Below are 24,116 nucleotides of genomic sequence, written 5' to 3'. Positions count from 1 at the left end.
CCTCAGCGTTGCGGAAACAGGAAGGCGAAGGCGATGCGCCGACGCCAGGACGAGGTGAGCGGTTCCTCGATGACACCGAGCCGTTCATAAGCGTGCAGGAAAGTGCCAGGACTGGTCACGATCCCGACATGTTTGGCGATCGCGCGCGGTGCCATGCGAAACAGCACGAGCGCACCGGGCACCATATCAGCAGGTTCAACCTCGATCATCATGCTTCGCGCACCCTCAGCGAGCACTTCGCGTGGACCGGTCTCGCCCCAGTCGCGACTGTAGGGCGGGACCTCAAACACCTCCGGCCCAACCACATCACGCCAGACGCCGCGTGCCAGCCCGAGGCAGTCGCAGCCGACGCCACGCAGGCTTGCCTGATCGTGGTACGGTGTCCCGAGCCAGGCACGCGCTGCGGTGATGACGTGGTCGGGATCAGCTGGTGCTCTCGTGCATCCCGATGCGATGCACTGCCGCCCGTCGTTTCCGCTGGAAGCGACGTTCATCACAACACCCCTCCCTCATGCCCGCCATCGCGCGTGGCGTAGCGCAGGATCGTGTCCTGCCCCGGGATATGCGGAAAGCCTCGGAAATTGGCGCTGTTGGCAAACTTTGCTGCACAGGTCTCGATCCGCTTGTCGCAGCCCGCGCGGGCCGTGAAGGTGTCGCCGGTTGCGATCGGCCAGACGAGGGCTTCAAGCAGGGTCAGGGTAGCAATGCCGTCCGTGACCTCATGTGACAGGACCTCGATCCGGCGTCCTACATTCTCACCGCTGTCCCACTCAACCGTGCCGAAGGCAAACCAGCCGGGATCAAACGCGCCGAGCCCTGCGGCCCGAAACACCCGATCGCGCAGAGGTTCGAGAACCGCCCCGGTGCCCGTGAAGGCCGGGTCATTGAGATCGATCCGGCAGCGCCCATCGCCAAGATCGGCATCGCAGCTGCTCTGGAACATCCGCCCAACGGTCTGGCCCAGAATATGAGCAAGGCTGCGGATCTCGGCGATGAAGGCGGTCTGGCCCCGCCGGATCTCGCCAATGGCCCCACGCCGCATGAGCACCCGCTGGTCGGGGTCGGCCCAGTTCACGCGCCAGACATCAACTTCAGCCGCGTCCCAGAGCCCGGCCAGAATATCAGCCTCGCTGATGCGATCAGAGGTCAGCGCGCCTTCGGCGTCCTGCGCATCCACCGACAGATCAGACCCGGTGCGGATCTCCGAGGCGGTTAATCCGCTCTCAGGCTCGAACGCGGTGCTGTCAAACGCGAGCACCCGGTCATGATCGGTAAACCCAAAGCTCACGCCATCGGCACGGGTCAGCCGCCAGCACCAGGCCAGCGTTGTGGTGCCGCTATCGAGATGGGCTTGCAGGTCGGGTGAGAGGCTCTTCATTGTTGGCTCTCCACCTCTGCGACTGGCGCTGCTAAATCTTCACGCGCGATGATCTCGTCCATCACGGCCAGCAAGCATGCGAAGGTTGCTCTTGCCTGCGAAGCGAGATCATCTCGGCCGCGGGTCTGCTTGACCCAGGCCTGCACAGCCTCGGGATCTCGGTAGGTAATGTGCGCACAGGGCAGACCGCGCTTGACCAGCGTCGGGGCAAGAACCCGCCCGCCTGAGCGGTGCGCGCCGTGCAGCACATAAGCCGCGCCGGTCGTGTCCACCCCACAAAGATCAAGCGCAAACCGCAGCGCCGCCCGACTTGGAGGCACCGACGGCAGGACGGACAGGTCCGCAGCCAACAGCGTATCGCGTTGCATATCCGCAGGCAGCGCCAGATCAACCACTTGGTGCAGCGTTCGAAACGCATTCAGCCAGGCCGCCCACTCGGCGCGGGTGATATTGCCTGCCGCCATGCGACGCCCCAGCGGATGTTGCTCGCAAGCGTGATGCTGATCACGCGTGGCTTCAAACAGGGTCATTGCGTCACCTCCAAAAGGTATGCTGCCTCGAATAGCCCGGCCACATCGGCGCTCTCGGAGTCGACCATGGCCTCAAGCTGCGCCGCCACTCCGCGCTCGGCCCTGAAGCAGGCTTTGACATGGCCGCCCACCGCCTGCGCCACCGCTGTCACTTCAGCCGCAGTCAACTCTGCCCATCCGCTGTCGAGCTTGTAGGTGACGGGTTCGGAAATGAGGCCCATCTGCAGCGAATTGACCATTGCGGTGATTTGCGCCTGGCTTTCGCGTGTGGTCTGGATGCGCTGCCCGCCCGGCAGATCAAGACCCGCGGTCTCATGTCGCCAGCGATGATCGGCCAGCATTGCAAACGGATCGCGCAGGCGCAGAGTCTCGCGCCATGCGGCGACCGCGCTGACATAATCCTTGCGGAGTGCTGCAATCCGGAGGGTCCAGGCCCGTGCGGAGGTGTAGGTCTCAAGATATGCCTGCCCAGTATCGATCCGTGTGCCCGGATCAAGGATGCCGTGTTCAAGCGCGCCTTCGGAATGCGCGATCCAGAAGGTCTGCTCGGTTGCCGTGAAACTGTTGGTCATGCTGCGATATCTCCCGTGATGGTCCAGGCCGCGCCCGCGTTGCGCAGCGTTGCGGTGCTCAAAACGCCGGTCCAGGCTGTCACCTCCCATGGCAGATTGGCGTCCCCGCTGGCCTGGGGGGCATCAGTCGCGTCATAGAGGGTCCAGGTTGAGCCCAGTTTGAGGAAGTACCAGCCGGTCGCCTTGGCATAGAGGCCGGTTGCGGCGTCGAAGGTGTATGTGCCGTCCGCGTCCACGGTGGACGCGCCCGCGACCGAGACGCTGCGGGGTGCGACCAGAAACACACGCGCATCGTCCGCATTCGTAAAGCGCGAGGCGGGTTGGTAGACGGTGGTGTTGTAGACCCGGTCGGCCGTGCCGAAGGGCACGAGAAACGGCCCGCTGACGGCATCAACGCGATTGGCCCACCCCGTGAGCAGGCGCGAATAGTTGGCTTCGGAAAACGCGCGATCGACATCAACTGCCATGAAATCCGCCAGATCGACGCCTGCAGGCCGAAGTGGCCATTGCGAGATGTCCTGATCGAAGCTCTGGCGGTAGCCACGGAACATGTCGCGCATGCTGGTGACATTGGCGACATTCCAGGCGCCAATGGGCTGATTGAACCGATGATAGGGATTGCGGCTGCCACTGTCGCCCGAGCGGAACATGGCGCGCATGGTGGCTACATTGGAGACATCCCAACCGGAGATGGACGGGCTGCCGCCGTTGTTGAAGTCCGCCCGCTGGTCACTGCCAGCGCCGACCGCGCCAAACATTGCCTCCATGTCGGTGACAGATGACACATCCCACGCCCCGATGTCCTGATCGAAGAAGGCGCGTTGCTGGTTGGTGCTGGCGGAGGCGAACATGAAGGCCATGTCGGTGACGCTTGAAACGACCCACGCCCCAATCGGCTGGTTGAACAGCCCGCTGAGAAACATCGCGCGCATGGTGGTGACGTTTGCGACGTTCCAGGCTCCCAGCGGCTGATTGTAATCGCTAAAGGAGAACATCTCACTCATGTCGATAACGTTTGAGACGTCCCAGGCATTGAGGCTGCGGTTGAACCCGTGCACCCCCGCCACACCGCGGAACATCCCGGCCATGGTGGTGACATTGGCGGTATTCCAGCCGGATATGTCCTGGTTGAAACTGCGGGCGAGCGCGAACATGCGGGTCATGTTGGTTGCGGCAGAGGTGTTCCACTGGCTCAAGGGCTGATTGAAAGCATGGGTGTTCAGGCTGATCCCCGGATTGCCGAGATGCCCCATGAACCCCTCAAAACTCTGAACCGCGCGCACGTCCCAGCCGTTGATCGGCTGGTTGAAGTCGGCCCCGATCTTGCCCGCATTGGCGCGCATGGTGCAGCCGAACATCAGCCGCATGTTAGTGATGCGGCTGACGTCCCAATAGCCGATGGGCTGGTTGAAGCGCACGCGGCCGTCACGACCGCCGTAGTAATCACCGATGGTCTGGACAAACATCTCTTCCATCGAGGTGAGGCTTTCCCAATTGCCAAGGGAGAACGAGCTGTTCATCTGGCTGTCGGCGAAAGCCTGAAACACGTCCTCGACGCGGCCGACGTCCCAGTTTGCGCAATTGGGGCCGGTGCCGTCGGAGCGAAAAAAGATGCGACGCAGTGTGGTGATGTTGCGCGTGTCCATGTCGCGCAGGTCGGCCGCACAGAGGCTTTCTTGTAACAGCTCCTCAAAGCTGGTGACGGTCTCGGGGATGTTGGGGGTAATGTAGTCCAGCGCCGTGGTGGTCTGGCGAAACGCGCCGCGCAAAGACGTGAGCCCCATGGCAAAGCCGATATTCTCGACGCGCACCAATCCGGCCTGATCGATTGGCTGGGTGGTGCCATACCAATCCAGACGCCCGGTGATGGTGACGGTGACGCGTGGGCCTGCGCCTTCGGCGTAGAGATGCGGTTTGATCCCGGCCGTGGTGTAGCGCTCGCTGGTGCCATCGCCCCAATCGATGGTGACATCGAGCGGGTTGTTCACGGTGCCGCCGCCGAGGGGAATGTAGATTGTGCGCGCAGTGGCGAGCTCCAGATCATAGGTCAGGATCAGTGAGGCCGCGCCCAGAAAAAAGCTGCGCGGGCTCGACCAGGCCGAGTAGATCACGGGTGCGGCCGCATTGAGCCGCCCGCCATAACGCGCGCGCCAGAGATAGTTTTGGGCAGGTTCCAAAGCCGGGATCGGCACAGTGGTGATCGCTCCGCCGGTCTGGGTCACGGTGATCAGGGGTGCGTCGATACCCGGCGTGGCGTCTGCAGCATAGAACTCGGTCTGGGTCTCGGCATAGCCATAGCCGAAGATCGCGGCGCTCTCGAAATCCGTCACACGCACGGTGCCGGTGATGGCATTCTCGCGGGTTATTGGGCTGGGGCGCGAGATCAGGTCCGGAAAGGTCTGCGCATAGGGAACCGAGAAGTTCGATTGCGCCCCGCCGGTGCCGGTATAGGCCGCGCGCCAGAGCACGCGGTCACCGGGGCCAAAGCCGTCCTCGGGAAACTCGATCTGATAGGCATTGCCAAAACCCGGAACGATCCGCGTCAGCGATCCCTCGAAATCCGCGCCATTGGTGGAAATCTCGAAGATGGTGCCGATCTGCTCAAGGCCCGCAGGCGAGCGAAACGTGGTCAGGCGCAGCTGGGTGCGCTCATCGACGCTGAAGGGCACGAGGGCCGAGGGACGCAGGATCTCGTTATCCTCGATGGGTACGATCCATTCGAGCCCGTTGGAATAATAGAACTGGCCGTTCTCGCCCACCACCGCCGCCCCGAAGTACTGCGCAGCATCCAGCGGGATCGGGACGGGGTAGATGAGGGACTGGCCGACAAAGCGGCCGCGGCCTGTGGCATAGCGCAGGATGCTCATGCGATCACCGTGAAATCTTCGCGTTGGTTGAGGATGAAGGAGAAATGCGCGATGGCGGTCTCGCTGGCCTCAACCTTCATCTGGAAACGCTCGCCCGCGCGCAGCACCTGGCGATCGAGCCCGATGGAGAGAACATCACCTGCGGGGGCGAAGGCGCGGTCCAGCAAAAGCCAGGATGTGTTATTGAGCGCGAGGATCCGGATCGAGACGCGCACGGCGGCCTCAGCGGTGGGGGTGATCAGCACGCCAGTCATGATGGCGGCGGTGCCGATGCTGCGCGCAGGGTTTGGACCCTCGGCGGGGATCAGGTAGTCGGGCACGTCATAGATGGTCGTCCACTCGACGCCGATTTCTGCACGGACGACCTCGAACAGATTGAGGGGTGGACGCGGTGTGGTGATGGTGACCATAGGTTCAGGCTCCGAGACCGATGATGAGGGGAAGCGCGATGTTCTGGACACCGCGCGAGAAGGCCTGGCCTTCGATGGTGTTGCGCTCGAAATCCACCCGCAGGTCTTCGCCGAGATAGGTGTCGCCGACCTCGGTGGAGAAGGTGGCATAGATCCGGCCACCGCCGGTCTTGAGCAGGGTGCTGGCGGGATCGGGGGCGCGGCCGGTGCCACGCTGGCTGAAGGGCAGCGCGTTGTAATTGACGCCGGAGCCTGCGTAGCTGAACTGCTGGCCGGTAGCCTCGATCACGGAGGCAAAGCCCACACGGTAATCCTGCGGGCGCATGATGACATCCGAAATTAATCCGATCATGGCGGTGATCATCGCCTGTGCCGCGTTGTTGGTGATTCTGTCGACCAGCTCGAGGCGGACCTGCTCCCAAGTAGCCAGAAACAGCGGCACGAGGGCGACGGAAAAGGCGTAATTGGCGTTCCAGTCAAAGAGCCCTTTGGCAAAGGACTGCGCGCCGCGGTCCTGGCCTGAGCGGAGATCATTGATGAGACTGCGCAGCAGGGTGCGGGTGTCCCGCTCGGTGAAGGCCTTGTCGCGGTCAGAGAGGCCATTGAAGCCTGCAAGGGTTGGATAGCGCGTGCCCATCAGGGCGGTGATGATGGCCTCGGTCTGAGCGGTTAGAGTGTTGGCGGCAGCGGTGTGCGTGGCCAGCACGCCGGTATCGGCCAGCCCTTCGATCTGGACCGTGTTGCGAAACCCGGTCGCCGCCAGCGCGTAATCGCCAAAAGTGTTGTTGGAGTTGGCGACGGTGATCTGGCCGCCGTCATGGGCCCAAAGGCCGACGCGGGCCCAGTTGGTGAAGACCGAGACCAGCTGGACAAAGGCGTTGCGGGTGACGGCATAGCCCACGCCATTGGGGTTGATCGCGGTAAAGCTGTCGACCACGACCGAGCGCAGCGGGGAGGAAGGCGCCAGCACCGAGCCGTCGGCCAGCAGGTTGCCCCCGCCGCGCGGCATCAGGGGATTGCCTGCGGCTTTGTCGATGGGCAGGGCCATCTGGTCTTGGGTGAAGCCATGCAGCTGCGAGCAATCGGCGATATAGGGCGATCGCGTGAGCAGCTCGCCGGGCTTGAAGACGAAGGCCCAGCCCTTTTGCGGTGGCCCGCCCGCCAGGGTGTAGGGCTCATGGCGCAGATTTGCGAAGGTGAAGCCGCGGGCTTTGATGCCGTTGGACATCTGGAACATGTTGTTCACCTCTTGGCCGGGCGGCAGGCTCAGCTTGGTGACGCGCAGGTCGTAGCCGTAAAGGGTGCAATTGGCGGGGATCACCGTATCTGGCGGCACGATGTATTCGCCAGGCTGGACGATCACGATGGCGGGCAACGCGAGGGCTGCAGCGCGCGCGAGGCCCTCGGCAATGCTGGCCAAGGGTGCGGTCAGCGAGGAGCCCTCGTTGAGGTCCTTGCCGTCCATGGTGACATAGAATGTGCGCGCGACGGGCAGCGAGACAAAGGGCAGCCGCTCGAGGCTGCAGACCTCGACGTCGGTGGCGTGGTTGATCCCGAACGTGCGCACCCAGGGAATGGCGTAGCGTGCGCCGATTGGGGCCACGACGCTGGAGGGGCCATCGGCTTCCGCCACGACCGAGGTGCGGACCTCGCGGCGCCCATTGGCGACGCTGAAGTTCAGGATGGTGTTCACGGTCGTGCTGGACAGCACGGTCTTGTCCGCCGCCAGCCAGTCGATGCCGCAGGCAATAGCGTCGTCGGACGGATCGGGGCTGTTGGTGGCACGCCGAAACACCGCGCGGAATGCATAGCGTTCCTCGGCCTCGATCGGCACTGGCGCGACGGCTGTGACCTGCTGGCTGGAATTGAGGCGGACGACTTTGCCGTTTGCGTTCTGCGTGACGAGGCCGCCGTCAATGTCGTACAGCTGGGGCGTGTCGCCCGGGCGATGCTCAAGGGGCGTATAGGTTTGCATGGGCGGGGTCCTTAGCTGAGGCGGAGTTCCACAAGCGGGATTGAGGTGATCGAGCCGAGGCGCTCGATATCGAGGGTGACGTCCATCAGATCGCTGTCGAAGCGGACGGGGACGTCGAAGGCGAACCCGGCAGTGAGGACGACGCCCGGATCGGGGGCGACCTCAAACGTAACGATTCCGGTGGTGGGGTCGCTCGACCAGCCGTTGAACTGCTCGGCACCGCCCAAGGCAACGCGCACAGAGTCCGCCACTGGCTTTTCGATCCGGCGCTGGTAGATGTGGGGCGCAGTGCCATAGGCTTTGGTCAGCGCGAACGCTGTGGTCTCGCCATCGCCGTTGCCGATCAGCTGATCCATCTCAGAAACGCCCTTTGAGGGCGCGCAGGATTTGTAATCTGCCCAATCCTTGAACCGGAAGCCGTAGAGCCGCCCGAGGCGGGCCTCAAAGAAGGCGACCACCGCGTGCAGATCATCCGCGCGCCGGATCCCGTAGGAGACGTCGTAGCGGCGTCGGGATGCAGACCAGGAAGCGTTCCGCTCCTCGTGACCAGAAGCAAGCTCGACAATTTGCGTGCGGCGCTGTGGCCCGCCGCGCGCGCCGCGGCTGATGTTGTCGGGGAATCGCACCTCGTGAAACGCCATTACATGCCCCTCCGGCCCATGGAGACCGCGCGAGCGATATCGGCGGCGACCTGCGTACGGCTCTGCCGAAAGCTCTCCGCGTCGCGGGTCTGGATGTTGACTGTCACGCTGCCACCATTGTTGCCGCCGAAGTCCCGCGTTTCTCGGCGGGACAGAACGCGTTCGCCACGCTGCAGGATCGCCGGGACCTCGTCTGATTTGAGCCCAGCCCAGCCACCCTCGTGCATCCGGGGCGCGTTGGCGAATGCCATGGCAGGCACCATGCGCAAGGGCGCAGGACCACCGACAATACCGCCCTGGTGGAAGACACCGGCAAACATGCCGCCGAGGTTGCCCAGCGCGCCGGAGAGGGCATTGGCGATGGGGCCTAGGATGAACTTGCGCGCGCCGAGCTTCGCGAGGTCCGCGATCATCGATGTAACCAGGCCTTTGAAGTCCAGCTTGCCGGTCTTTACGAAGTTCCTAATCGCATCTTCCGCACTTTGAAACGCGCTCACCAGCACGTTGCCGATGTCTGCACCTACATCGCGGGCTTTGTTCGCGTATTCGCTGACCGCATTCACCACGGCCTGCCAGCCAGTGGCGGCTGCCCCTGCACCCTCCGCTGCGTCGGCGCCCGCCTGCTTTGCCGCACCACCTGCGCGCCCGGCCTGTCCCTCGGTCTCCTCCAGCGCATCGTTGAACCGGTCCGCTGAATTGGCGCCACTTTCCAGCGCTGCGCCGCCTTCATCGCCCGCGCCAGAAATGGCATCCTTCAGTGCCTGCCAGGCGGTCATGGGGCGCGAAGCTGCGTCTGACAGCATGCCTGCCGCCTCGGAATAGCCTGCTGCCCGATCGCGCGCATCATCTGCCATGCCGCCAAAGAGTTCAGGCACCTGGAAGGGATTGTCCGAGAAGGCGCTGTCGTAGGCCTCCCGCGCACGCTCTCCCAAATTGACGGCTTCGGGGACCGCAGACTTCCATTCCGAGAGATCAGGTGCTGCGATGGCCCATTCAGGACGTAGGCCTCCAAGGGTCAGCACGCCGTTGATCGCCTCGGTGATGCCTGCAATGCCGGTCTGCATGACCTCGACAAGGCCATTGATCGCAAGGGCCCCAACCCGGTCGAACACATCCGGCAGCGCGCCCCAGATGGCCTGCACGGCAAGGAACGTGCCCTCGAAGGTGTTGACGGTGCTGTTTGCCCAACCGACCACCGCCGCTGTTGCATCTTGCAGACCGTCATAAATACCAGCCTGCGCTGTGGCCCATCCGGCTTCCACGCGTGCCCAAGCCGCATCTGCGCTAAGCGATACCCGGTCCCAGACCTCGACCGCCACGTCCTTGAGCAGGTCCAGCGCATTGCCAAAGCCGCCCGCACCGGCCACAAGCCGCGTGAACTGGTAGACCAGCTCGCCCGCGCCAACGATCAGTGCCCCGATGCCGGTGCGGATCAGTGCGGCCCGCAAGAAGACCAGGCTGGTCACCAGACCGCTGACCGAGAAGGTCGCGGCCACAAGCCCAGCCACCCAGCGGCCCGCCATCACGCCTGCGAAGGCCACGGCGAATGTGGTCAGCCGTCCGATGTTCTCAAACAGACCCTGAATGGCACTTCCAAGAGGCCCGGTGGTGCGCGCCATAGCCGCCAGCGCATCTGCCACCGCCTCAAGCGCGGGCGCGGCAGCGACCGCCAGCTGGTTTGAGACGCCGCGCCAGATTAGGCCGAGGCGCGAGATCGCGTCGTTGGTGCGCTCAATCTGGTCCGCGTCCTGCTCGGAGACAACAATGCCAAAATCATTCACATCAGCGGTGGCCTGGCGCAGCGTCGCGGTATCAATGCGCGTGAACACGAGGGCCGCGCGATCGCCAAAGAGCTGCGAGGCGACAGCTGCACGCTCTGCCTCGGGCACGAACTCCGCCAGCCGGTCCTGGATCAAAGCGATGCGCTGATCGAGCGGCAGATTTTGCAACTCGCTGACCGACAGCCCAAGGCGGTCCAGCGCATCGACGGCAGGGCCCGCACCTGCGGCAGCCTGGCTAAGCCGCCGTGTCAGCTGCACCGTTGCCTGCTCGACATTGCCCATGGAGACGCCCGAGAGGTCAGCGGCCCGCTCCAGCACCTGCAGGCTTTCGACGGTTGTATCCAGCGATTGCGCCAATTTGGCGGTCTCGTCGATGGTTTGCAGCCCCGAGCGGATCATTGCAGCACCTGCCGCCACCACAGCGGCACCTGCCGCCGCGGCTGCGATCGTGGCCCGGCGCGTGAAGGCAGCAAGGCGTGCATTGGCCACATCGACCTCGCGCGACAGACGGCCGAGGCCACGGGCCCCGGCATCGCCGATGCCCTGCAACTCGGCCTTGACCTGGCGGCCGCCCACGGCGGCGAGACGCACAAAGACGCGTTTATCGGCCATCCAGCCCTCCAATTTGTTCATTCACGCGTTTGACCATGATGGCTTCGATCTCGGGCAGCAGCTCCATCGCTACGAGGCCGTTCACGCCCAGCGCCTGCGCCATGGCCAGCGCGGCGCCCATGTCCCAGCCGAGAATTGTCTGCTGCGAGGCGCGCAGCTGGCCGCCCAGCCGTCCGACCAGATCCCAGACCTGCGCACCCTCGAAGGTCTGGGGCTGGTTCATTTTTTGCGGGCAGTCCGGGCACGGGACTTTGCAGGCCTCGAGGGCTTCGCAAGCCTCGCAGTAGCGATCGCCCCCGCTGAAGTGCCAGTCGGCAAGGGCGCGGAGACGTTTTTTTCCTGATCCAACACCAGTGCTTTGGCGACGTAGCCTGCCTGGAAGGCCTCGAAGATCGGATAGATGTCGAGCAAGGCGTCGACACCTTCGGGGGTGAGGTCCAGAACGTTGCCGTCCATGTCGCCCACGCCCTCCCATTCCACCACGGCGCGCCGCCCTAGCGCCTTGGCAAAGACCAGCGCGCGGTCCTCGTTGCTGGCGTCCTCGGGGAGCGCTTCGATGCTGGGATCGTTGCGGGTGGTCACCATCAGCGCGGTGGTAAGCGGGAGCAGGCGCACGCGGACGCCGGGGGCGAGATCGAGCCAGCGCGGGTCGGTCGAGAGGTCAAGCTTCAGCATGATCAATAGGCCTCCACACCGTTGATGAGCGTGACCGTGCACATGCGCCCGGTGACTGCGTCCTTGGCGGCCTGCCAATCAAACGTGGCCTGCACGCCTTGCGGCCCGCCGATCTCGACCCGCGGACGCGGGAGATAGACGGAGTGCATGGTGAAGGTCAGGCTCTCGCCGGTGGGCAGGCTGTAGGCGAACTCAAGCGCGCAGGTCGTGCCGTTGATCGCCTGGTCCATCAGCGTGGTGTCGGCAAAGCGGACCTCCATGCTGCCCGAGAGCATTGCCATGGAGGGATCGGCCCCGTCGATCTTGCCGTCGGCGCGGATCGTCTCGATGCGGTCGAGATTGTTGCCATAGGTGATCTGGGTCGAGACCACATTGCCCAGCTCTACCCCGTCGCGCTTGATCGCCCCGTTGAAGTGGCCAAACCGCTGCAGCGCGATCTCGGTCGGTGTGCCTGCGCTGGTGGTGGTCGCCGGGGTCTCGCCCTGAGCAATGAGGCTGACGGAGGCAGTCAGCAGACCGGAGCGCTGCATCTGCCAGGACAGCTGGTCCACCACGCAGCCAGCGTACATCGCGAAGCGCGGCACTTCTGGCATGCCGATTTCGATGGCGAGGCTTGGAAGGGTCCAGCTGCCCGAGCGGAACTCGTGGGTATAGGGAGCCTCGGCGCCGGTCGTGATTGGATCGCCGAATGTGGCTTTTAGCCAATAGCCGAACGCGCGCGCATCAATCGGAACCACCACGTCGCCATCGCTGGTCAGCGCGTCCTTGATTGGCGCCAGCGGATCCCGGCCGTAGCCGAGCAGCTCGGACTCGAGCAGTGGTTGTTCCGCGCCAAGCGTCGCGCTGGCAAAGGGCATCTTGAAATAACCGCTCGCGGGCGGCGTGCCGTAGACGGATTCGTAGGCGAGCGCCATCTGCGCCCGCGCTCCTTGTGCGCGTGCCATTGTGTTCTCCTCAGGCTGTGGGGTGGGTTAGTCTTGTTGTTTAGGCCGGTGAGTCAGGCCAATTGTTCATCCCAGCGGGTCTGATGTGGAATAATGCAGCACCACCGGGATCACCGCCGCCTTCAGGCTGGCCGCCCCCTCAACCGGCAGATCCACGGGCTGCGGCGCTTCCGCCTCAACCCAATCGCAACGCCCGCCGAGCGTGCGGTCTGCACGAATGACAGCGCCGATCTGGGCGCAAAGGGCTGCAAAGGCAGAGTCGCGATCCGCGCCCTGCACGATGACTTCAAGCTCGGCGCGATGCTGGTAATGGTAGGCGAGCGGCGACAGCGTCACCGCAGGATCGCCGGGATCACCGTCACGCAGGATCATCAGACCCGCGGGGGAGATGCGCTCCGGCAGGACCTCGCCACGCAACACTGGCACATGGGGCACGGTGCGCAACATGTCCGCTAAGGCGGTGAGGATGGGTTCTCGGGATGGTGGCATTGTAGTATTCCATCGTTGGTTGGATGGTCGAGGGGATCATCATCGTGGTTAACCTGATACTTCCGATGTGGCCGACGCTGATCATCCCCATGGTAATCATTGACATGTACGGCGTTATACCGTACGCGTGTCAGCGAAGGAGACTGACTATGTTTGCGATCGAAACCGCCACACCTACGCCAGGCAAGATGGAAGCGCGCAAAGAGGTGCGCATGCATCGTGCTGATGAAGAGCGCATAAAGGCTGCAGCTGCTGCCACGGGTCTCCAGGAAGCTGACTTTATTCGTCAGGCGGCCCTTCTGCGTGCGCAGGAAGTGGAACAGCGAATATCTCTCTCCGTTCTGCCCATTGCCGCGTTTGAAGCTTTCAGGGCCGCTGTAAAGGCACCGGGAAAGGTTGTGCCCGGTCTGGCACGTGCTGCGGAAGCGTCGAAGGGCCTCCTGAAGGATGCCGACTGAGACCGCGGCGGACACGCCCGCCCTCACAATCGCCAAGTTTGACAAGGCGCTGCATGACCGCAGCGCCTTTTCTTGCGGATTTGCGCCCATCGATAACTTTCTGAAATCCTCGCTTTCGGATCAGATCAAGGCTGGAATGGTCACAGCATATATCGCAACAGCTGGCGACGATCCCGCCGTGCTCGGCTTCTATACACTCGGTGCGATGGCCGTTCGGGCCAATCTTGGCCCGCAAAAGTGGCAGCGCGCTGGTATACCCGACATTCCGGTTATCTACATCCGTGCCGTAGCCGTGCACGAAAATTCACAAGGTATAGGCCTTGGAACAGCACTTGTGATCGATGCAATGAAGCGCTGCCTCGAGATTACTGACCAGATGGGTGCCGCAGCCATCACACTCGACGTACTCCAGGACGACCATTTCGAGCGCCGCTGGAAATTCTATGCTGAACTCGGTTTCCAACCCCTTGAAGATCCCGACAACCCGCACCGCGTCTTTATTCCGATGGCGGATGTACGAGCAACTCTTGGCTGAAGCGCAATACTACATCAAAATCTGCCCTCCACCCAATTTGCCACGATCGCCGCGGGTATGCGCTCTTGCGCGGCTTTTGCATCCCGGGCCAGATCCAGCCGTTTGCGCAGCTTGACTTGGCGGACCAGTAGAAAGATTGGCACGGTGGTCAGCCCGCGCCCCGTCTTTGAACGAGATGCAACACCAACCCCGCGTGCATTCAGCCGCCCTTCTGCCACCAAAAGGCTCGGTCCCCGCCTGCGATAGATAAATCGGAGCCTGAGCCCGCGTCGCCGTTCCCATTCACCGGGCGTCAAACGTCTGCCCCTCGCGCCTTTGCCTGCAGCCTCTGTCGGGATCGCCAGCCAGAACCCGTCATTGGACCGGATCAACGGGCCAGTGTCATGGGCACCGATGATCACAGGCGCTTTCGACCATACTAGCGCTGCGGCATCGATGCTCTCCCCGACTTTTGGATAGGTCTGACTGCGGATCGAATTGCCCAGCCGTCGCCCAAGCCCCGCTTGTGTGATCTGGCCCCGCCAGTCGGATTTGAGCTGCGTCCCGGCTGTACGCATCGCCGCTGTCACTGCCTGTTCCCCAGCCTTGATTTCTGCGGCCATGAGTGCGGCGAGGTTTGGGGTGATGGTTACATTGAGTTTCATGCGGGTCTCAAATCTATGGTCCAGACCAGCCGCTCGCGATCGCGCGTGGGCTCGCCCTGAATAAGGAAGGCGTCGCCGTCGATCTCAAGGCGATCGCCAGGACGCGGGGTCGCCACCTCTGCCACGCGCAGGTCGATGCGGGTTGTCTCCGACCAGATGCGCGCGTCGCCAAAGCTGGTGATGTCATCCGCGCGGCGCGTAACCACTCGGACGAGTTGGGTCGGACCATCCTCCGCGATGTAGATCGCATCGCGGGCGATGTTGTTGTCCGCGAAGAGCGTGTCGATCACTGCGGTAAACACCGACAAGCTGGCCACCCATCAATTGCCACTGTGCAGGCGGATCGCCATGCGGGGGCGCTTGTTCACCGGCAGGATCGATGTTTCAGTCATCAGATCGATCCAGCGGCCCTTGGCGTCGATCATCTGACGCGCATAAAGTGGCAGGCCGATGGTATTTGCGGTCTCGAGCAGGTTGGCCGGTCCGCCGTAAGTGGTAAAGGTATCGAAGGTGCCCAGCGGAAAGGCGATCCCTTCACCGGCGGGGATCAACCGCTCTGAGGTGCCGTTCGAGAGCGTGACAGACCCATTGTATTCCTCGAACAGAATGCCCGCAAAAGGAAAGGCCCGGCGCATGTCTTCGCGCAGGGGCTGTCCACCGGTGGCCGAGAAGAACTTGTAGGCTTCCTCTGTCTTGGGGTGGCTGATCAGCTTGTCGAAGAATTCCGAGCTGACCAGCGCATGGGCGGTGGTCATGGTCTCGCCGAGCAGATTGTCCTCCATAGCGCGCAGCACGCTGCGCACCTTGCCCTGCACGTTTGTGCCAGCAGTCCCAAACACAAAGTCGATCGAGATCTTCTCGAGGCCAAACTCGGTGAAATAGTCGTAAAGCGTGGTGCCTGCGCCGTCCTTGACGATACCGCGCAGGGCATTTATCTCCATGTATTCTCGGGTCTGGGCATGTTTGCGGCGCATCAGCGTGAGCTTGCGGTTCATCACCTCGACCAGCGGATCAGCAGCATCCGAGAGGCCCAACGCAGGCATGCCTTGGATATCTGCGGGCAGGATCACGTCATCATGGGGGATCCAAGGCAGCGCAAAACTGCGCATGGAACGCTGCTCGCGATTGCCGACGGTGGCGGGGGCACCCAGTGGCACCGAGGGCAGCAGGCTCAGCACCCCTTCACGCTGTTCGATCACGATGGAGCGCTGCGATACGCCTTCAAAGCGAAACAGGCCGATCTGACCCAGGCGAGTGTAGAGGTTGGGCAGGATGTTGATGGCCTGCGTCATATCGGCGAGCGAATAGCCGCCCGCGTCGAAGGGATTGCGGGTGAGGGTCATGGGAAAACTCCGAAGGAATGAGGGCTGAAACGTGGTTTGGCGGTGATCGACGCTAATGTGTCGGCGCAGGCGGGATGCTGCGAGCCATCAATCAGGCGGTGTCGCGCGGAATAATGCCCAGCGCAGTCAGCTGACCGTGCTTTGTGGCGGTCTTGGCCGCGTCATCGACGGTGGCATCAAAGACGAGCGCTGCTTTCGACACGATGGCCGGGCCGCGGGCGAGAATGATGGCAGTGGCATCTGCTTCCGCGGCTTCGACAGCGTAGAGCAGGACGGCTGCTGCTGTCTGTGCGCCATCCGTAGCGCCTGAGGTAGCAAGCTTGTATTTGCCGCTGGCGGTGATCTTTCCGAGCACGGCGCCGACGGGATAGACGGCGCCCGCCAGCAGGGTGATGGTTTCGCGCGTGAAGTTGGGGTTCAGCTCATATTTGAGCATATCGCCCATGGTGGTGGGCTGTCGGAGCACAGTCATGTCGGGGATCCTTGTCGGTTCTTGGGCAAAAGAAATCCCCGGCCGGGGAGGAGCGGCGGGGGATCAGGTGGCAGGGTTTCAGGGATGCGAGGGGTTTCAGCCCTTTGCACCTGCAGAGGCCGCGCGTTTGGCGGCGGCCACGATCGGGCTTTCGGCGCTTTTGGGGGTGACCGGCGATGGCGGCGCTGCGACGATATCGCGGGCATCTGCGGCGGCGCTGGCACGTTCCAGAACCAGGCGGCGCAAGGCTTCGGGGGCGGTGCCCTCGCGCAGAGCCTTTGCTGCATCAATCGCGATGCCAAGCCGTCCAGCTTGTGCTGCGATCTCGGCAATATCTGCGGCCTCGTTGCGCAGTTTTGCCGACAACTCTGCCAGATTGCCCGGCTTCGCTGCGTCCGAGACCGGCGGTGCGGGTGCCGCAGGGGGCGTGGCCGGGGCGGCAGGTTGATCATCACCGGCAGTGGAATGACCATCCTGCGGAATTGTTGCCTCATCGGGGGTTTCTTCAGCATCATTCTCTGCAGTGCTTGCTGTGGTGTCAGTTTGGGTGGCCATCTGTGCCTCCTTTTTCGGTTGGTTTGGTTTGCGGAACTGGAGTGCTGTCGCGCGCGATGCGCGCGCGGGTGCGAGTGTCGGCGTGTTTGCCACGCGCTGTCGGAACGCAGCAAAACCGCGCGGCAGATCGATGACCTCATCGGCGAGACCCGCGGTGACAGCGTCTGCCCCCCGATAGGTTGCGGCTTCGGTCGCGAGGGCGGCCTCCTGGCTCAACCGTTCCGGACGTCCCGCCGCGACGGTCTGCGTAAAGAGGAACCGCAGCACATCGATTTCCCGCTGGATGTCATCACGAACGGCATCCGGCAGGGGCTGATATGGATTACCATCCACTTTATGGTGACCAGAATGGATCAAGGTCACGCGCACACCATCTTGATCAAGCTCGCCACTGAGGTCGGCATGCATCACGACGACACCGATGCTGCCAACGGCCCCGGTGCGGGGCAGCAGAATACGATCAGCCTGGCTGGCCAGCGCGTATCCTGCCGAGAAGGCGTGCTCAGCCACGAAGGCCCAGACCGGCTTGCTCGCCCGAATTGCACGAATGCGATCTGCGAGGTCGAATACCCCCGCAACTTCGCCGCCAAAACTGTCAATTTCCAATGCAACGCCACGGATGGACGGGTCCCCCGCCGCCGCGTCGATCTGCGCTGCGATCCCTTCATAACTGGTCTGGCCAGATGACTGGCCGATCCAGCCGCCGCGGTGGATCAACACACCGGATATCTCGATCACGGCGATGCCGTCCACGACCGGATAGGGCGCGTCGCCATTTTGATGCAGGCGCACAGCGAGGTTTCCGGCGATGATGCTGGCGCGGGCGCGTTGGAGCACTGCGCCCTCGTTCGCGCCATCCGGCTCCACCATCTCGACCTGTCGCCCGAGAATGCGCGGCCCGAACCCCGACAGAAACGCCATGGCTTTGGAGGGCTCAACCAGCAGAGGCGTGTTGAAGGCACGCGTGGCAATGCGGGCATGGAGCATCAGGGCTGGTCCTCAGGCTTGCGCGAAGGGTCTTCCGCGTCATCGGTTTCATCTAACGGGTCGGTGTCTTCGCCGTCATCTTCATCTGAGCTCGGCACCGCCTGCACGCCTTGCGCGGGAGATCCAGGCCTGCGGAAATCCAGCCCCAGCAATCGTTCGCGTTCGCGCTCCGCCGCGATCTCACGGTCGACCTGTTCTGCGTCATAGCCACGCTCTGCGATGGCTTGTGTGCGGGATTTGAGACCCGCTTCGATCTGGGCGATTTCAGCATTGGCGTCTTTGAGTGGATCGACCCAATCCCATTTGGTTGGCAGCCAGTTTGCTGCAAGCAACCGCGATCGGTCGACCTCATAGGCGGGCAGAACCAATGCGTCCGACAGCACGGCCGCGTCCATCCAGCGCGCATAGACAGGACGGCACAGTTGAAAGACCATCACCGAATGCTGCCAGGCCGAAACGCGACGCCGAAATTCGATAAGTGCAAGGCGCGAGTTCGAGAAGTTACCTTTCACCATGTCGTTTGTTAGATATGGATAAGGAATGCCCAGCGCCGAGGCGACCTGAAGCAGCGTACGGTATTGGAACGGCTCATAGGTCGCGCCTGAATCTGCAGGTTGGCCCACGGTCACATCCTCGCCCGGATCCAGTCGCACAACCTGGCCGGGGCTGATCTCGAAGCCGCCCAGCGTGTCGTCATCCTCGGACGGCAGCAGGGGGTTTTCTGGTGCGGGCGACGTGACGAACATCGCGTACATCGCGGCGACCTTTTTGCGGTCGAGCTCGGCATCGTCGTATTGATCGAGCAAAAACAGCTTCACGATGGCAGGTGCAAGCTTTGAGACCCCACGTAATTGACCCGCTTCAACGGGGTCGATGACATGGATGACCTCTGAGGCGGGTACGCGCACCATTTCGCCCGCCATTCCTGGATCGGTGCTGTCGCCGGGGTGCCGCCGGAGGAAGTGATAGGCCACACGGCGTCCGACCAGGTCAAACTCGATACCCTGACGGATGGCATTCCCATTAGCAGCCATACCCGTTTGGTGCAGCGGCAACATTTCGGCGGGCAACATCTGTAGCTGCAAGGGAACAGATAATCCGTCGCTGCTGCGCCGTGGCCTGATCCGAAAGAAGACCTCACCGGCCAGAAACACTTCGCGCGCCGCGCGCCGTTGCAGCCCATAGAAATCGGTCAGGCCTTCGCTGTCTGCTTCATCGGTCCAGGCCAGCCAAAGGCGTTGCAGTTCTTCCTTGTGCGCCGCATCTGCAATTTGCGAGATTGGTTTGATCCCGTCGCCTACGGTATTTGCAGCCCAGCTCTCAACCGCATTGGCCGCATAGCCATTGTTGCGCACCAACCAGCGGGCGCGCGCAGTGATATCAGGTCCAGATGCCGCAATCAGCGCATTCACATGGGCGCGCGTCGCCTGGAACCCGCGCAGACGGCGATGATGCTGGCCTGCATCAAAGCCACCGACAAAAGCCCCGAGGCGCTGCCTCCAGTTCATCACAGGTCCTTTACGGCATGGGGGCGAGAGATGCGCCCAGTGCCCCGCTCGGCCTTTGCGATGCGCCGTTCGATGTCGAAGACGGCGGCCGCTAATTCAGCATCGGTGCCATAGGTCAGGGTCTTGCCATCGTAGCTCACAGAGCGCGTGCCGCTATACCGGGCCGCCAGCAACGCGCTGTGGCGTGATTTGAGATCATCGAGGGTCATAGGTCATTCCATGTATTTTGGCGTGCTTACCCGCCAACCGCGCTTGCGCGGGGCGGCAATCCTTCCGGCTTGAGGCTCGGACAGTGTGTCAGTGTCGGCTTTGGTGGCAGCTGGGATGGTCTCCACCCCGGCCTGTTTTTCCAGCTGTCGCCACATCCGCTCATCAAAGCGGTCGGCGCCGAGAATCCAGGCCGCGGCGCGGGCATAGACACGGGTATCCAGCGCCTCGTTGCGTTCGCGCATCTTTTGCCATTCCTGACGCGCGTAGCCCCGCTTGTTGCGGATCGTGACCAGTTGCTCTGCCACCAGCTGCTTTAGCCATTCGCTGTCTGCCCAGTCCGGCAGGTGGATCGTGCCCGCTGGATTTGCTATGCCCAGCGCGCGTTCTTCATCATTGGGCCGCTCCAGACGCAGATACCGATAGGTCTCCGCCTTGAACGTGGCGGTGGCCACTGTCCAAAGCCGCGCGCCACGCTTGAGCTTTCGTCCGTTCACGGTCGCATCAACAAAGGTTGGCCCCGAGACGGGCGTGGCCCGATTGAACCCCTCGAGCCCCTTCACGGGTGCGACCTGCGCGATCCCTTGCTTGCGAGACCAAGCGTAAACGGCTGCCGTCTCATACCCTGTGTCGATGGCCAACTTCGCCAGGGGCATGACAGCGCCGTGTTCATGCACCCATGTCTGGCCAAGGAGCGCCGTCAGCTGGTCCCAGCAGGCCGGATCATCCGGCCCGCCCGGGATCACGATGTGATCGACGAGCCAACTTTCCAGACCGCGCCCCCAAGCCCATACATCGACTTCGATCCGGTCCTTCTGCACATCTGCCCCCGCCGTCAGGAACAGTCCACCTGCCGGGATCTGTGCTGGGAAAGACACGCGGCGATCCGCCAGCCGCTGCCATTCCGGGGCCTCCCCGCTCTCAATCCATGTTTCGCCCAGCAGCGTGTTGCGCGCGGCGCGCAGCATCTCGTCAGAGCCTTGCGCTGCCAGCCACTCCCGCGCGACCTGTTCCCAGCTTTTCCAGCCAATCGGCGAATACAGTGCTGAGAGGTGGAAGCCGATCGCGTTCGGATCGGAACTGACAGCGGTTGCTCGCCATTCGCCCAGCGCCAGCATCTCCGTCTTATGGTGCTCTGCGATGGGTTTCTCACACCCTGCGCAGTGGTAGGCTGCGGAGTCAGGCTGCCCCTTGTCCCAGCGCAGCCGTTCAAACTGCAGCCATTGCATTTGGCCGCAATGCGGGCACGGGACAAAATACCGCCGCTGATCACTCGCCTCAAACTCGCGTTCAATCCGGCTCAACCCCCGGATCGTCGGCGTCGAGACCATGAACACCTTGCGCCTGTGCGCGAAGGTCGTGGTGCGGGCCTCTGCCAGACTGACAGGATCGCCTTCCTCGTCGGCCGAGGCCGGATAGGCATCGACCTCATCGAGGAAGACATAGCGCGCGGGCATCGATCGCAGGCCCGTCGCCGAATTCGCCCCGGTCAGCACCAGAATGCCGCCGGGGAATTCCTTGGACAGCATCGAATTGCCCGCATCGCGCGAGCGGGCTGGACTGACGCGCTCCTTTAGCGCCGGGCTTTCTTCAATCAGCGGATCAATCCGCCCGCGCGACGTGCGCTTCGCCATCTCTACCGTTGGCAGCACCGCCAGCATCGGCCCGGGCGCGTGGTGGATAACAAAGCCGATCCAGTTATTGCCCGCCTCCGTCGCACCGACCTGCGCGGCTTTCATAAAGCTGATTCGCTGCGCGGGGTGGCCGGGCGACAGCGCATCCATGATCGCGCGCAGATAGGGCGTCCGCGCTGTCCGGTATTGACCCGGCTCAGCGGCAGCCCGCGACGACAGCTTGCGGTGTTTATCGGCCCATTGCGACACCGTCAGATCCGGATCGGGCCGCATCCCGCGCCGCCAGGTCCGCAGGATGTCCTCGGCACCCTCGAAGCCAAGGTCGAGCCCCTCGGTCAGGTCTGATGTTGCCCCCTCATCATTCAAGCGAGACCCTGAGGTCTGCCAAGGCGTCGAGCTGCTCTCGGACATGGGTTTCCAGCACCCTTTGCAGGATCGCAGTTTCGATCGCCACGGGAGTGCCCGATACCTTCTCCATCTCTGCGGATAATTGCGCGGCCATCAGGGCGGCCACGCGGGTGGGCCAGGTGACCCATGTGTCGCGCTCCTGGCGCGCCAGACGAAACACCAGCGTTTCTGCCCGTGCGCGGTCGACCAACACTCCCTTCTTCTTTTGTATCGACAGCTGGCGCTCTTGGGCCTGGTAAACCGTCAGTGCCGTGCGTGCCTTCAGATACGACGTGCTGTCGCCGGGGCCGGAGACGCTGCCTCCCGTGATCCCACTGCCATCACCCCCAGCACCCATCTTACCCCGCGAGCGCATTTGCTGATCTGGATCGGTCATCACTCCGCGGCGCGCATCAGAGGCTGCAGCGTTGATCGACCCGTCCGGCAACAGCACCAACCGCCCGTTCTTGCGCGCCTTTTGCACGGCCCCGCGCGAGAGGCCGGAATGGGCGGCATAGGCGCGTTCAGACAGTCCTTCCATGGCGCTGTGAATATCCCCAACATATTGAAACTAAATGAGAATAAATATCTTATTCAGTTGATTACACTCCCACATAGAGCGACTCTGGGTGCAGAAAAACGATGCAACCCAGCCCCGGAGACAACGCCATGACCACGAAGACCAAAGCCCCCAGCGAAGCCCTGCTGCTGGAAATCGCAGCGAAGCATTTCCACAGCATCGAGACGCTGGAAACCCGCAACCGCGATCGCCTCGACTTCCACGATGTCGCCATCTGGTCCATCCGCACGGCGCTTGAGGAGGCTTTCGAGGCCGGACGCCGCGCCGCTTAAACCCCCACACCCCACTCCTGAAAGGACACGCAAATGGCCATCGCCACCACTTCCGACACGACACGCATCTTTATCGACCGCAGCCGCTTCATCCAGGTCATGACCGTGCCCGCGCTGCAGGGCCATTTCAACGACATCAGTTTGAACGCTGAGGTCTTCGAGATGGCGGGCCGGATCGGGATCGACTGCCTGACGATCGAATTGGCCGATGTCGTCCCCCTCCTGCAACAGCACGGGCTCATCTGAGCCCGCGCAGACACCGCAATCAGGAGACAGCCATGAGTACGCGCGCGCAAATCGCTATCCAGATCGGACCGGATCAATGGGCCCACATTTATTGCCACTTTGATGGCTACCCCTTGCACATGCTTCCCGCGCTGGCGCCGTGGACGCCCGAGGACATCCTCGCGGCCAAGGAAATCCGGCAGGTCCGCGCGGACGCGCTGGACTGTTTTGATCAGCCCCGCGAGCCGCCGATCCTGCCGCGCCCGACCTGCCAGCTCTGCCACCTCTACGTCTGGCGGGACGGGGGATGGATTGAACTCGACCCCGAAGCCCCCGCCCCCGAGGGAGCAGCCCAATGACCAATCCCTCCCTGAACTGCCTGTCCGAAGGCCACGGAGCAACCACCATGACCACGCACCCCATTCTGCCCAGCCGCAACGAGGACTACGGGTTCTTCCGGACCCTGACTGTTTGCCCGCATCGCGACCGCCGCAGCGCGGAAGTCTGGACGCTTGCCTCGCGCCTGATCGCTGCTGCCATCGGCACTGACAGCGAGGACGAGATGATCGGCATCCGCGATTTCCTCGACAGCCGCATGGGCCGCCACTTCGCCGATGATGTGGTCGGCAACATGACGGGCTGCAACATCGACACCGAGACTGCGATCGCATCCGCGATCCGCCGCTGGCAGGACTGGCGTATCAGCCGCAAAACCGAGCGCTGCGACGGGATCCCCGCTGGGCTGCCCTACCTGACGGGTTGGGTGCAGCACTTCGCAGTCGCCGCCGCGATGGTCGAGACCGACTGACCCAGACCCAAACCCCGACATCCCCATCACGACAGGAGGCCCAGATGCCCAAACTCACCGATACCCAGACCATCATCCTCAGCCGCGCGGCCGCGCGCCCTGACAATCTGGCCATGCCGCTGCCCAAGGGGTTGCATGGGGCGGCCGCACAAAAGGCGGTGGCCGCGATGATCGCACGCGGCTGGCTCGAAGAGGTCGAGGCCAACCTTCGGCGCGGCGAGCCGTTTTGGCGCGAAACAGGCGATGGCCATGGCACCACGCTGGTTGCGACAGAGGCCGGGCTTGCCGCGATCGGCATCGAGCCGGTGGTGGCGACCACGACGACCAATCTGCGCAAGGCGAAGCTAGAGCTGGCCCCGAAGCCGAAAGACGCGTCTGCTGCACAAACTCATTCTGCCACAACCAAGTCTGTTGCCATCCGCGCTGGCACCAAGCAGGCGGAGATCATCGCGCTCATTCAGCGGCCACAGGGCGCATCCATCAGCGAAATCGTTGAGGTGACCGGCTGGGCTGCACATTCCGCCAGAGGCATGATCTCGGGCGGGTTGAAAAAGAAGCTTGGACTGGCGATCATCTCCGAGAAGGTTGATCAACGGGGCACCGTGTATAAAATTGATGTGGCCTGAC

The 24,116-nt window shown here is 63.1% G+C and carries 29 protein-coding genes; 7 read left to right on the top strand and 22 right to left on the bottom strand.

The genetic code is table 11. The features are described from left to right. Positions 1 to 2 precede the first annotated feature (2 nt). From MWU53_RS10180 to MWU53_RS10120, 13 genes are all read right to left on the bottom strand, one after another. Positions 3 to 494 carry an NlpC/P60 family protein gene (locus MWU53_RS10180; protein ID WP_247092946.1) on the bottom strand — a complete coding sequence of 164 codons (492 nt, stop codon included), beginning with the start codon at positions 492 to 494 and terminating at the stop codon, positions 3 to 5. Continuing rightward, positions 494 to 1,378, bottom strand: a complete 885-nt coding sequence (locus MWU53_RS10175; protein ID WP_247092945.1) for a DUF2163 domain-containing protein — start codon at positions 1,376 to 1,378, stop codon at positions 494 to 496. The genes MWU53_RS10180 and MWU53_RS10175 overlap by 1 nt, the downstream gene beginning before the upstream one ends. Then, complete coding sequence (locus tag MWU53_RS10170) at positions 1,375 to 1,908, bottom strand: hypothetical protein (RefSeq protein ID WP_247092944.1); 534 nt, start codon at positions 1,906 to 1,908, stop codon at positions 1,375 to 1,377. Before MWU53_RS10170 ends, MWU53_RS10175 begins: the two co-directional genes overlap by 4 nt. Continuing rightward, positions 1,905 to 2,480, bottom strand: a complete 576-nt coding sequence (locus tag MWU53_RS10165; RefSeq protein ID WP_247092943.1) for a DUF4376 domain-containing protein — start codon at positions 2,478 to 2,480, stop codon at positions 1,905 to 1,907. Before MWU53_RS10165 ends, MWU53_RS10170 begins: the two co-directional genes overlap by 4 nt. After that, complete coding sequence (locus MWU53_RS10160) at positions 2,477 to 5,347, bottom strand: BspA family leucine-rich repeat surface protein (RefSeq protein WP_247092941.1); 2,871 nt, start codon at positions 5,345 to 5,347, stop codon at positions 2,477 to 2,479. The genes MWU53_RS10165 and MWU53_RS10160 overlap by 4 nt, the downstream gene beginning before the upstream one ends. Continuing rightward, entirely contained in the window at positions 5,344 to 5,757 is a 414-nt protein-coding gene (locus tag MWU53_RS10155) for a hypothetical protein (protein WP_247092939.1), read from the bottom strand. Before MWU53_RS10155 ends, MWU53_RS10160 begins: the two co-directional genes overlap by 4 nt. Before the next feature lie 4 nt (positions 5,758 to 5,761). Further along, a complete protein-coding gene (locus MWU53_RS10150) occupies positions 5,762 to 7,732 on the bottom strand; it encodes a hypothetical protein (RefSeq protein WP_247092938.1) in 1,971 nt (656 codons plus the stop codon). A gap of 11 nt (positions 7,733 to 7,743) precedes the next feature. After that, the gene (locus tag MWU53_RS10145; protein ID WP_247092936.1) at positions 7,744 to 8,373 is read right to left on the bottom strand and encodes a DUF2460 domain-containing protein; all 630 of its coding nucleotides are present in this window, start codon (positions 8,371 to 8,373) and stop codon (positions 7,744 to 7,746) included. Beyond that, entirely contained in the window at positions 8,373 to 10,766 is a 2,394-nt protein-coding gene (locus MWU53_RS10140) for a phage tail tape measure C-terminal domain-containing protein (RefSeq protein WP_247092934.1), read from the bottom strand. Before MWU53_RS10140 ends, MWU53_RS10145 begins: the two co-directional genes overlap by 1 nt. Beyond that, positions 10,756 to 10,989: a hypothetical protein gene (locus tag MWU53_RS10135; protein WP_247092932.1), complete on the bottom strand. Its 234-nt coding sequence runs from the start codon at positions 10,987 to 10,989 to the stop codon at positions 10,756 to 10,758. The genes MWU53_RS10140 and MWU53_RS10135 overlap by 11 nt, the downstream gene beginning before the upstream one ends. Further along, the gene (locus MWU53_RS10130) at positions 10,986 to 11,441 is read right to left on the bottom strand and encodes a hypothetical protein (RefSeq protein WP_247092931.1); all 456 of its coding nucleotides are present in this window, start codon (positions 11,439 to 11,441) and stop codon (positions 10,986 to 10,988) included. Before MWU53_RS10130 ends, MWU53_RS10135 begins: the two co-directional genes overlap by 4 nt. A gap of 2 nt (positions 11,442 to 11,443) precedes the next feature. Further along, entirely contained in the window at positions 11,444 to 12,385 is a 942-nt protein-coding gene (locus MWU53_RS10125) for a phage tail tube protein (protein ID WP_247092929.1), read from the bottom strand. Positions 12,386 to 12,451: 66 nt separating this feature from the next. Then, complete coding sequence (locus MWU53_RS10120) at positions 12,452 to 12,874, bottom strand: acyl-CoA transferase (protein WP_247092927.1); 423 nt, start codon at positions 12,872 to 12,874, stop codon at positions 12,452 to 12,454. 149 nt (positions 12,875 to 13,023) lie between these two features. Here MWU53_RS10120 and MWU53_RS10115 point away from each other — a divergent pair, with 149 nt between their 5' ends. Next, on the top strand, positions 13,024 to 13,332 hold the full coding sequence (locus tag MWU53_RS10115) for a DUF1778 domain-containing protein (RefSeq protein WP_247092925.1): 309 nt from the start codon (positions 13,024 to 13,026) through the stop codon (positions 13,330 to 13,332). Then, complete coding sequence (locus tag MWU53_RS10110) at positions 13,322 to 13,867, top strand: GNAT family N-acetyltransferase (RefSeq protein WP_247092923.1); 546 nt, start codon at positions 13,322 to 13,324, stop codon at positions 13,865 to 13,867. The genes MWU53_RS10115 and MWU53_RS10110 overlap by 11 nt, the downstream gene beginning before the upstream one ends. 14 nt (positions 13,868 to 13,881) lie before the next feature. Here MWU53_RS10110 and MWU53_RS10105 read toward each other — a convergent pair whose 3' ends face one another. The 9 genes from MWU53_RS10105 to MWU53_RS10065 all read right to left on the bottom strand — a co-directional run bounded on the left by MWU53_RS10105 (position 13,882) and on the right by MWU53_RS10065 (position 22,145). After that, complete coding sequence (locus MWU53_RS10105; protein ID WP_247092922.1) at positions 13,882 to 14,511, bottom strand: DUF6441 family protein; 630 nt, start codon at positions 14,509 to 14,511, stop codon at positions 13,882 to 13,884. Further along, positions 14,508 to 14,819, bottom strand: coding sequence for a hypothetical protein (locus MWU53_RS10100; RefSeq protein WP_247092920.1), 312 nt, complete (start codon positions 14,817 to 14,819; stop codon positions 14,508 to 14,510). The genes MWU53_RS10105 and MWU53_RS10100 overlap by 4 nt, the downstream gene beginning before the upstream one ends. 12 nt (positions 14,820 to 14,831) lie before the next feature. After that, the gene (locus MWU53_RS10095) at positions 14,832 to 15,854 is read right to left on the bottom strand and encodes a major capsid protein (protein WP_247092919.1); all 1,023 of its coding nucleotides are present in this window, start codon (positions 15,852 to 15,854) and stop codon (positions 14,832 to 14,834) included. Between the two features lie 91 nt (positions 15,855 to 15,945). Next, positions 15,946 to 16,326 carry a head decoration protein gene (locus MWU53_RS10090; RefSeq protein WP_247092917.1) on the bottom strand — a complete coding sequence of 127 codons (381 nt, stop codon included), beginning with the start codon at positions 16,324 to 16,326 and terminating at the stop codon, positions 15,946 to 15,948. Between the two features lie 96 nt (positions 16,327 to 16,422). Next, positions 16,423 to 17,868, bottom strand: coding sequence for a S49 family peptidase (locus MWU53_RS10085; RefSeq protein ID WP_247092915.1), 1,446 nt, complete (start codon positions 17,866 to 17,868; stop codon positions 16,423 to 16,425). Next, on the bottom strand, positions 17,868 to 19,376 hold the full coding sequence (locus tag MWU53_RS10080; RefSeq protein WP_247092913.1) for a phage portal protein: 1,509 nt from the start codon (positions 19,374 to 19,376) through the stop codon (positions 17,868 to 17,870). The genes MWU53_RS10085 and MWU53_RS10080 overlap by 1 nt, the downstream gene beginning before the upstream one ends. Beyond that, on the bottom strand, positions 19,376 to 19,585 hold the full coding sequence (locus MWU53_RS10075; RefSeq protein WP_247092912.1) for a hypothetical protein: 210 nt from the start codon (positions 19,583 to 19,585) through the stop codon (positions 19,376 to 19,378). The genes MWU53_RS10080 and MWU53_RS10075 overlap by 1 nt, the downstream gene beginning before the upstream one ends. 3 nt (positions 19,586 to 19,588) lie before the next feature. Next, positions 19,589 to 21,628, bottom strand: coding sequence for a phage terminase large subunit family protein (locus MWU53_RS10070; RefSeq protein WP_247092911.1), 2,040 nt, complete (start codon positions 21,626 to 21,628; stop codon positions 19,589 to 19,591). Then, positions 21,576 to 22,145, bottom strand: a complete 570-nt coding sequence (locus tag MWU53_RS10065) for a hypothetical protein (protein ID WP_247092910.1) — start codon at positions 22,143 to 22,145, stop codon at positions 21,576 to 21,578. The genes MWU53_RS10070 and MWU53_RS10065 overlap by 53 nt, the downstream gene beginning before the upstream one ends. A 128-nt stretch (positions 22,146 to 22,273) precedes the next feature. Between MWU53_RS10065 and MWU53_RS10060 the strand changes: the two genes are divergently transcribed. From MWU53_RS10060 to MWU53_RS10040, 5 genes are read left to right on the top strand one after another with little or no spacing between them, the layout of a single operon-like run. Then, entirely contained in the window at positions 22,274 to 22,456 is a 183-nt protein-coding gene (locus tag MWU53_RS10060; RefSeq protein ID WP_247092909.1) for a hypothetical protein, read from the top strand. A gap of 33 nt (positions 22,457 to 22,489) precedes the next feature. Beyond that, the gene (locus MWU53_RS10055) at positions 22,490 to 22,702 is read left to right on the top strand and encodes a hypothetical protein (protein ID WP_247092908.1); all 213 of its coding nucleotides are present in this window, start codon (positions 22,490 to 22,492) and stop codon (positions 22,700 to 22,702) included. Positions 22,703 to 22,734: 32 nt separating this feature from the next. After that, the gene (locus MWU53_RS10050) at positions 22,735 to 23,040 is read left to right on the top strand and encodes a hypothetical protein (RefSeq protein WP_247092907.1); all 306 of its coding nucleotides are present in this window, start codon (positions 22,735 to 22,737) and stop codon (positions 23,038 to 23,040) included. Continuing rightward, positions 23,037 to 23,489, top strand: a complete 453-nt coding sequence (locus tag MWU53_RS10045) for a hypothetical protein (protein WP_247092906.1) — start codon at positions 23,037 to 23,039, stop codon at positions 23,487 to 23,489. Before MWU53_RS10050 ends, MWU53_RS10045 begins: the two co-directional genes overlap by 4 nt. A gap of 44 nt (positions 23,490 to 23,533) precedes the next feature. Beyond that, positions 23,534 to 24,115, top strand: coding sequence for a DUF3489 domain-containing protein (locus MWU53_RS10040; RefSeq protein WP_247092904.1), 582 nt, complete (start codon positions 23,534 to 23,536; stop codon positions 24,113 to 24,115). Position 24,116: the final 1 nt, after the last annotated feature.

The organism is Aliiroseovarius sp. S1123 (assembly GCF_023015885.1).
Taxonomy (GTDB): domain Bacteria; phylum Pseudomonadota; class Alphaproteobacteria; order Rhodobacterales; family Rhodobacteraceae; genus Aliiroseovarius.
Note: the sequence above shows the minus strand (reverse complement) of the source record. Positions and strands in the feature narration are given on the sequence as shown.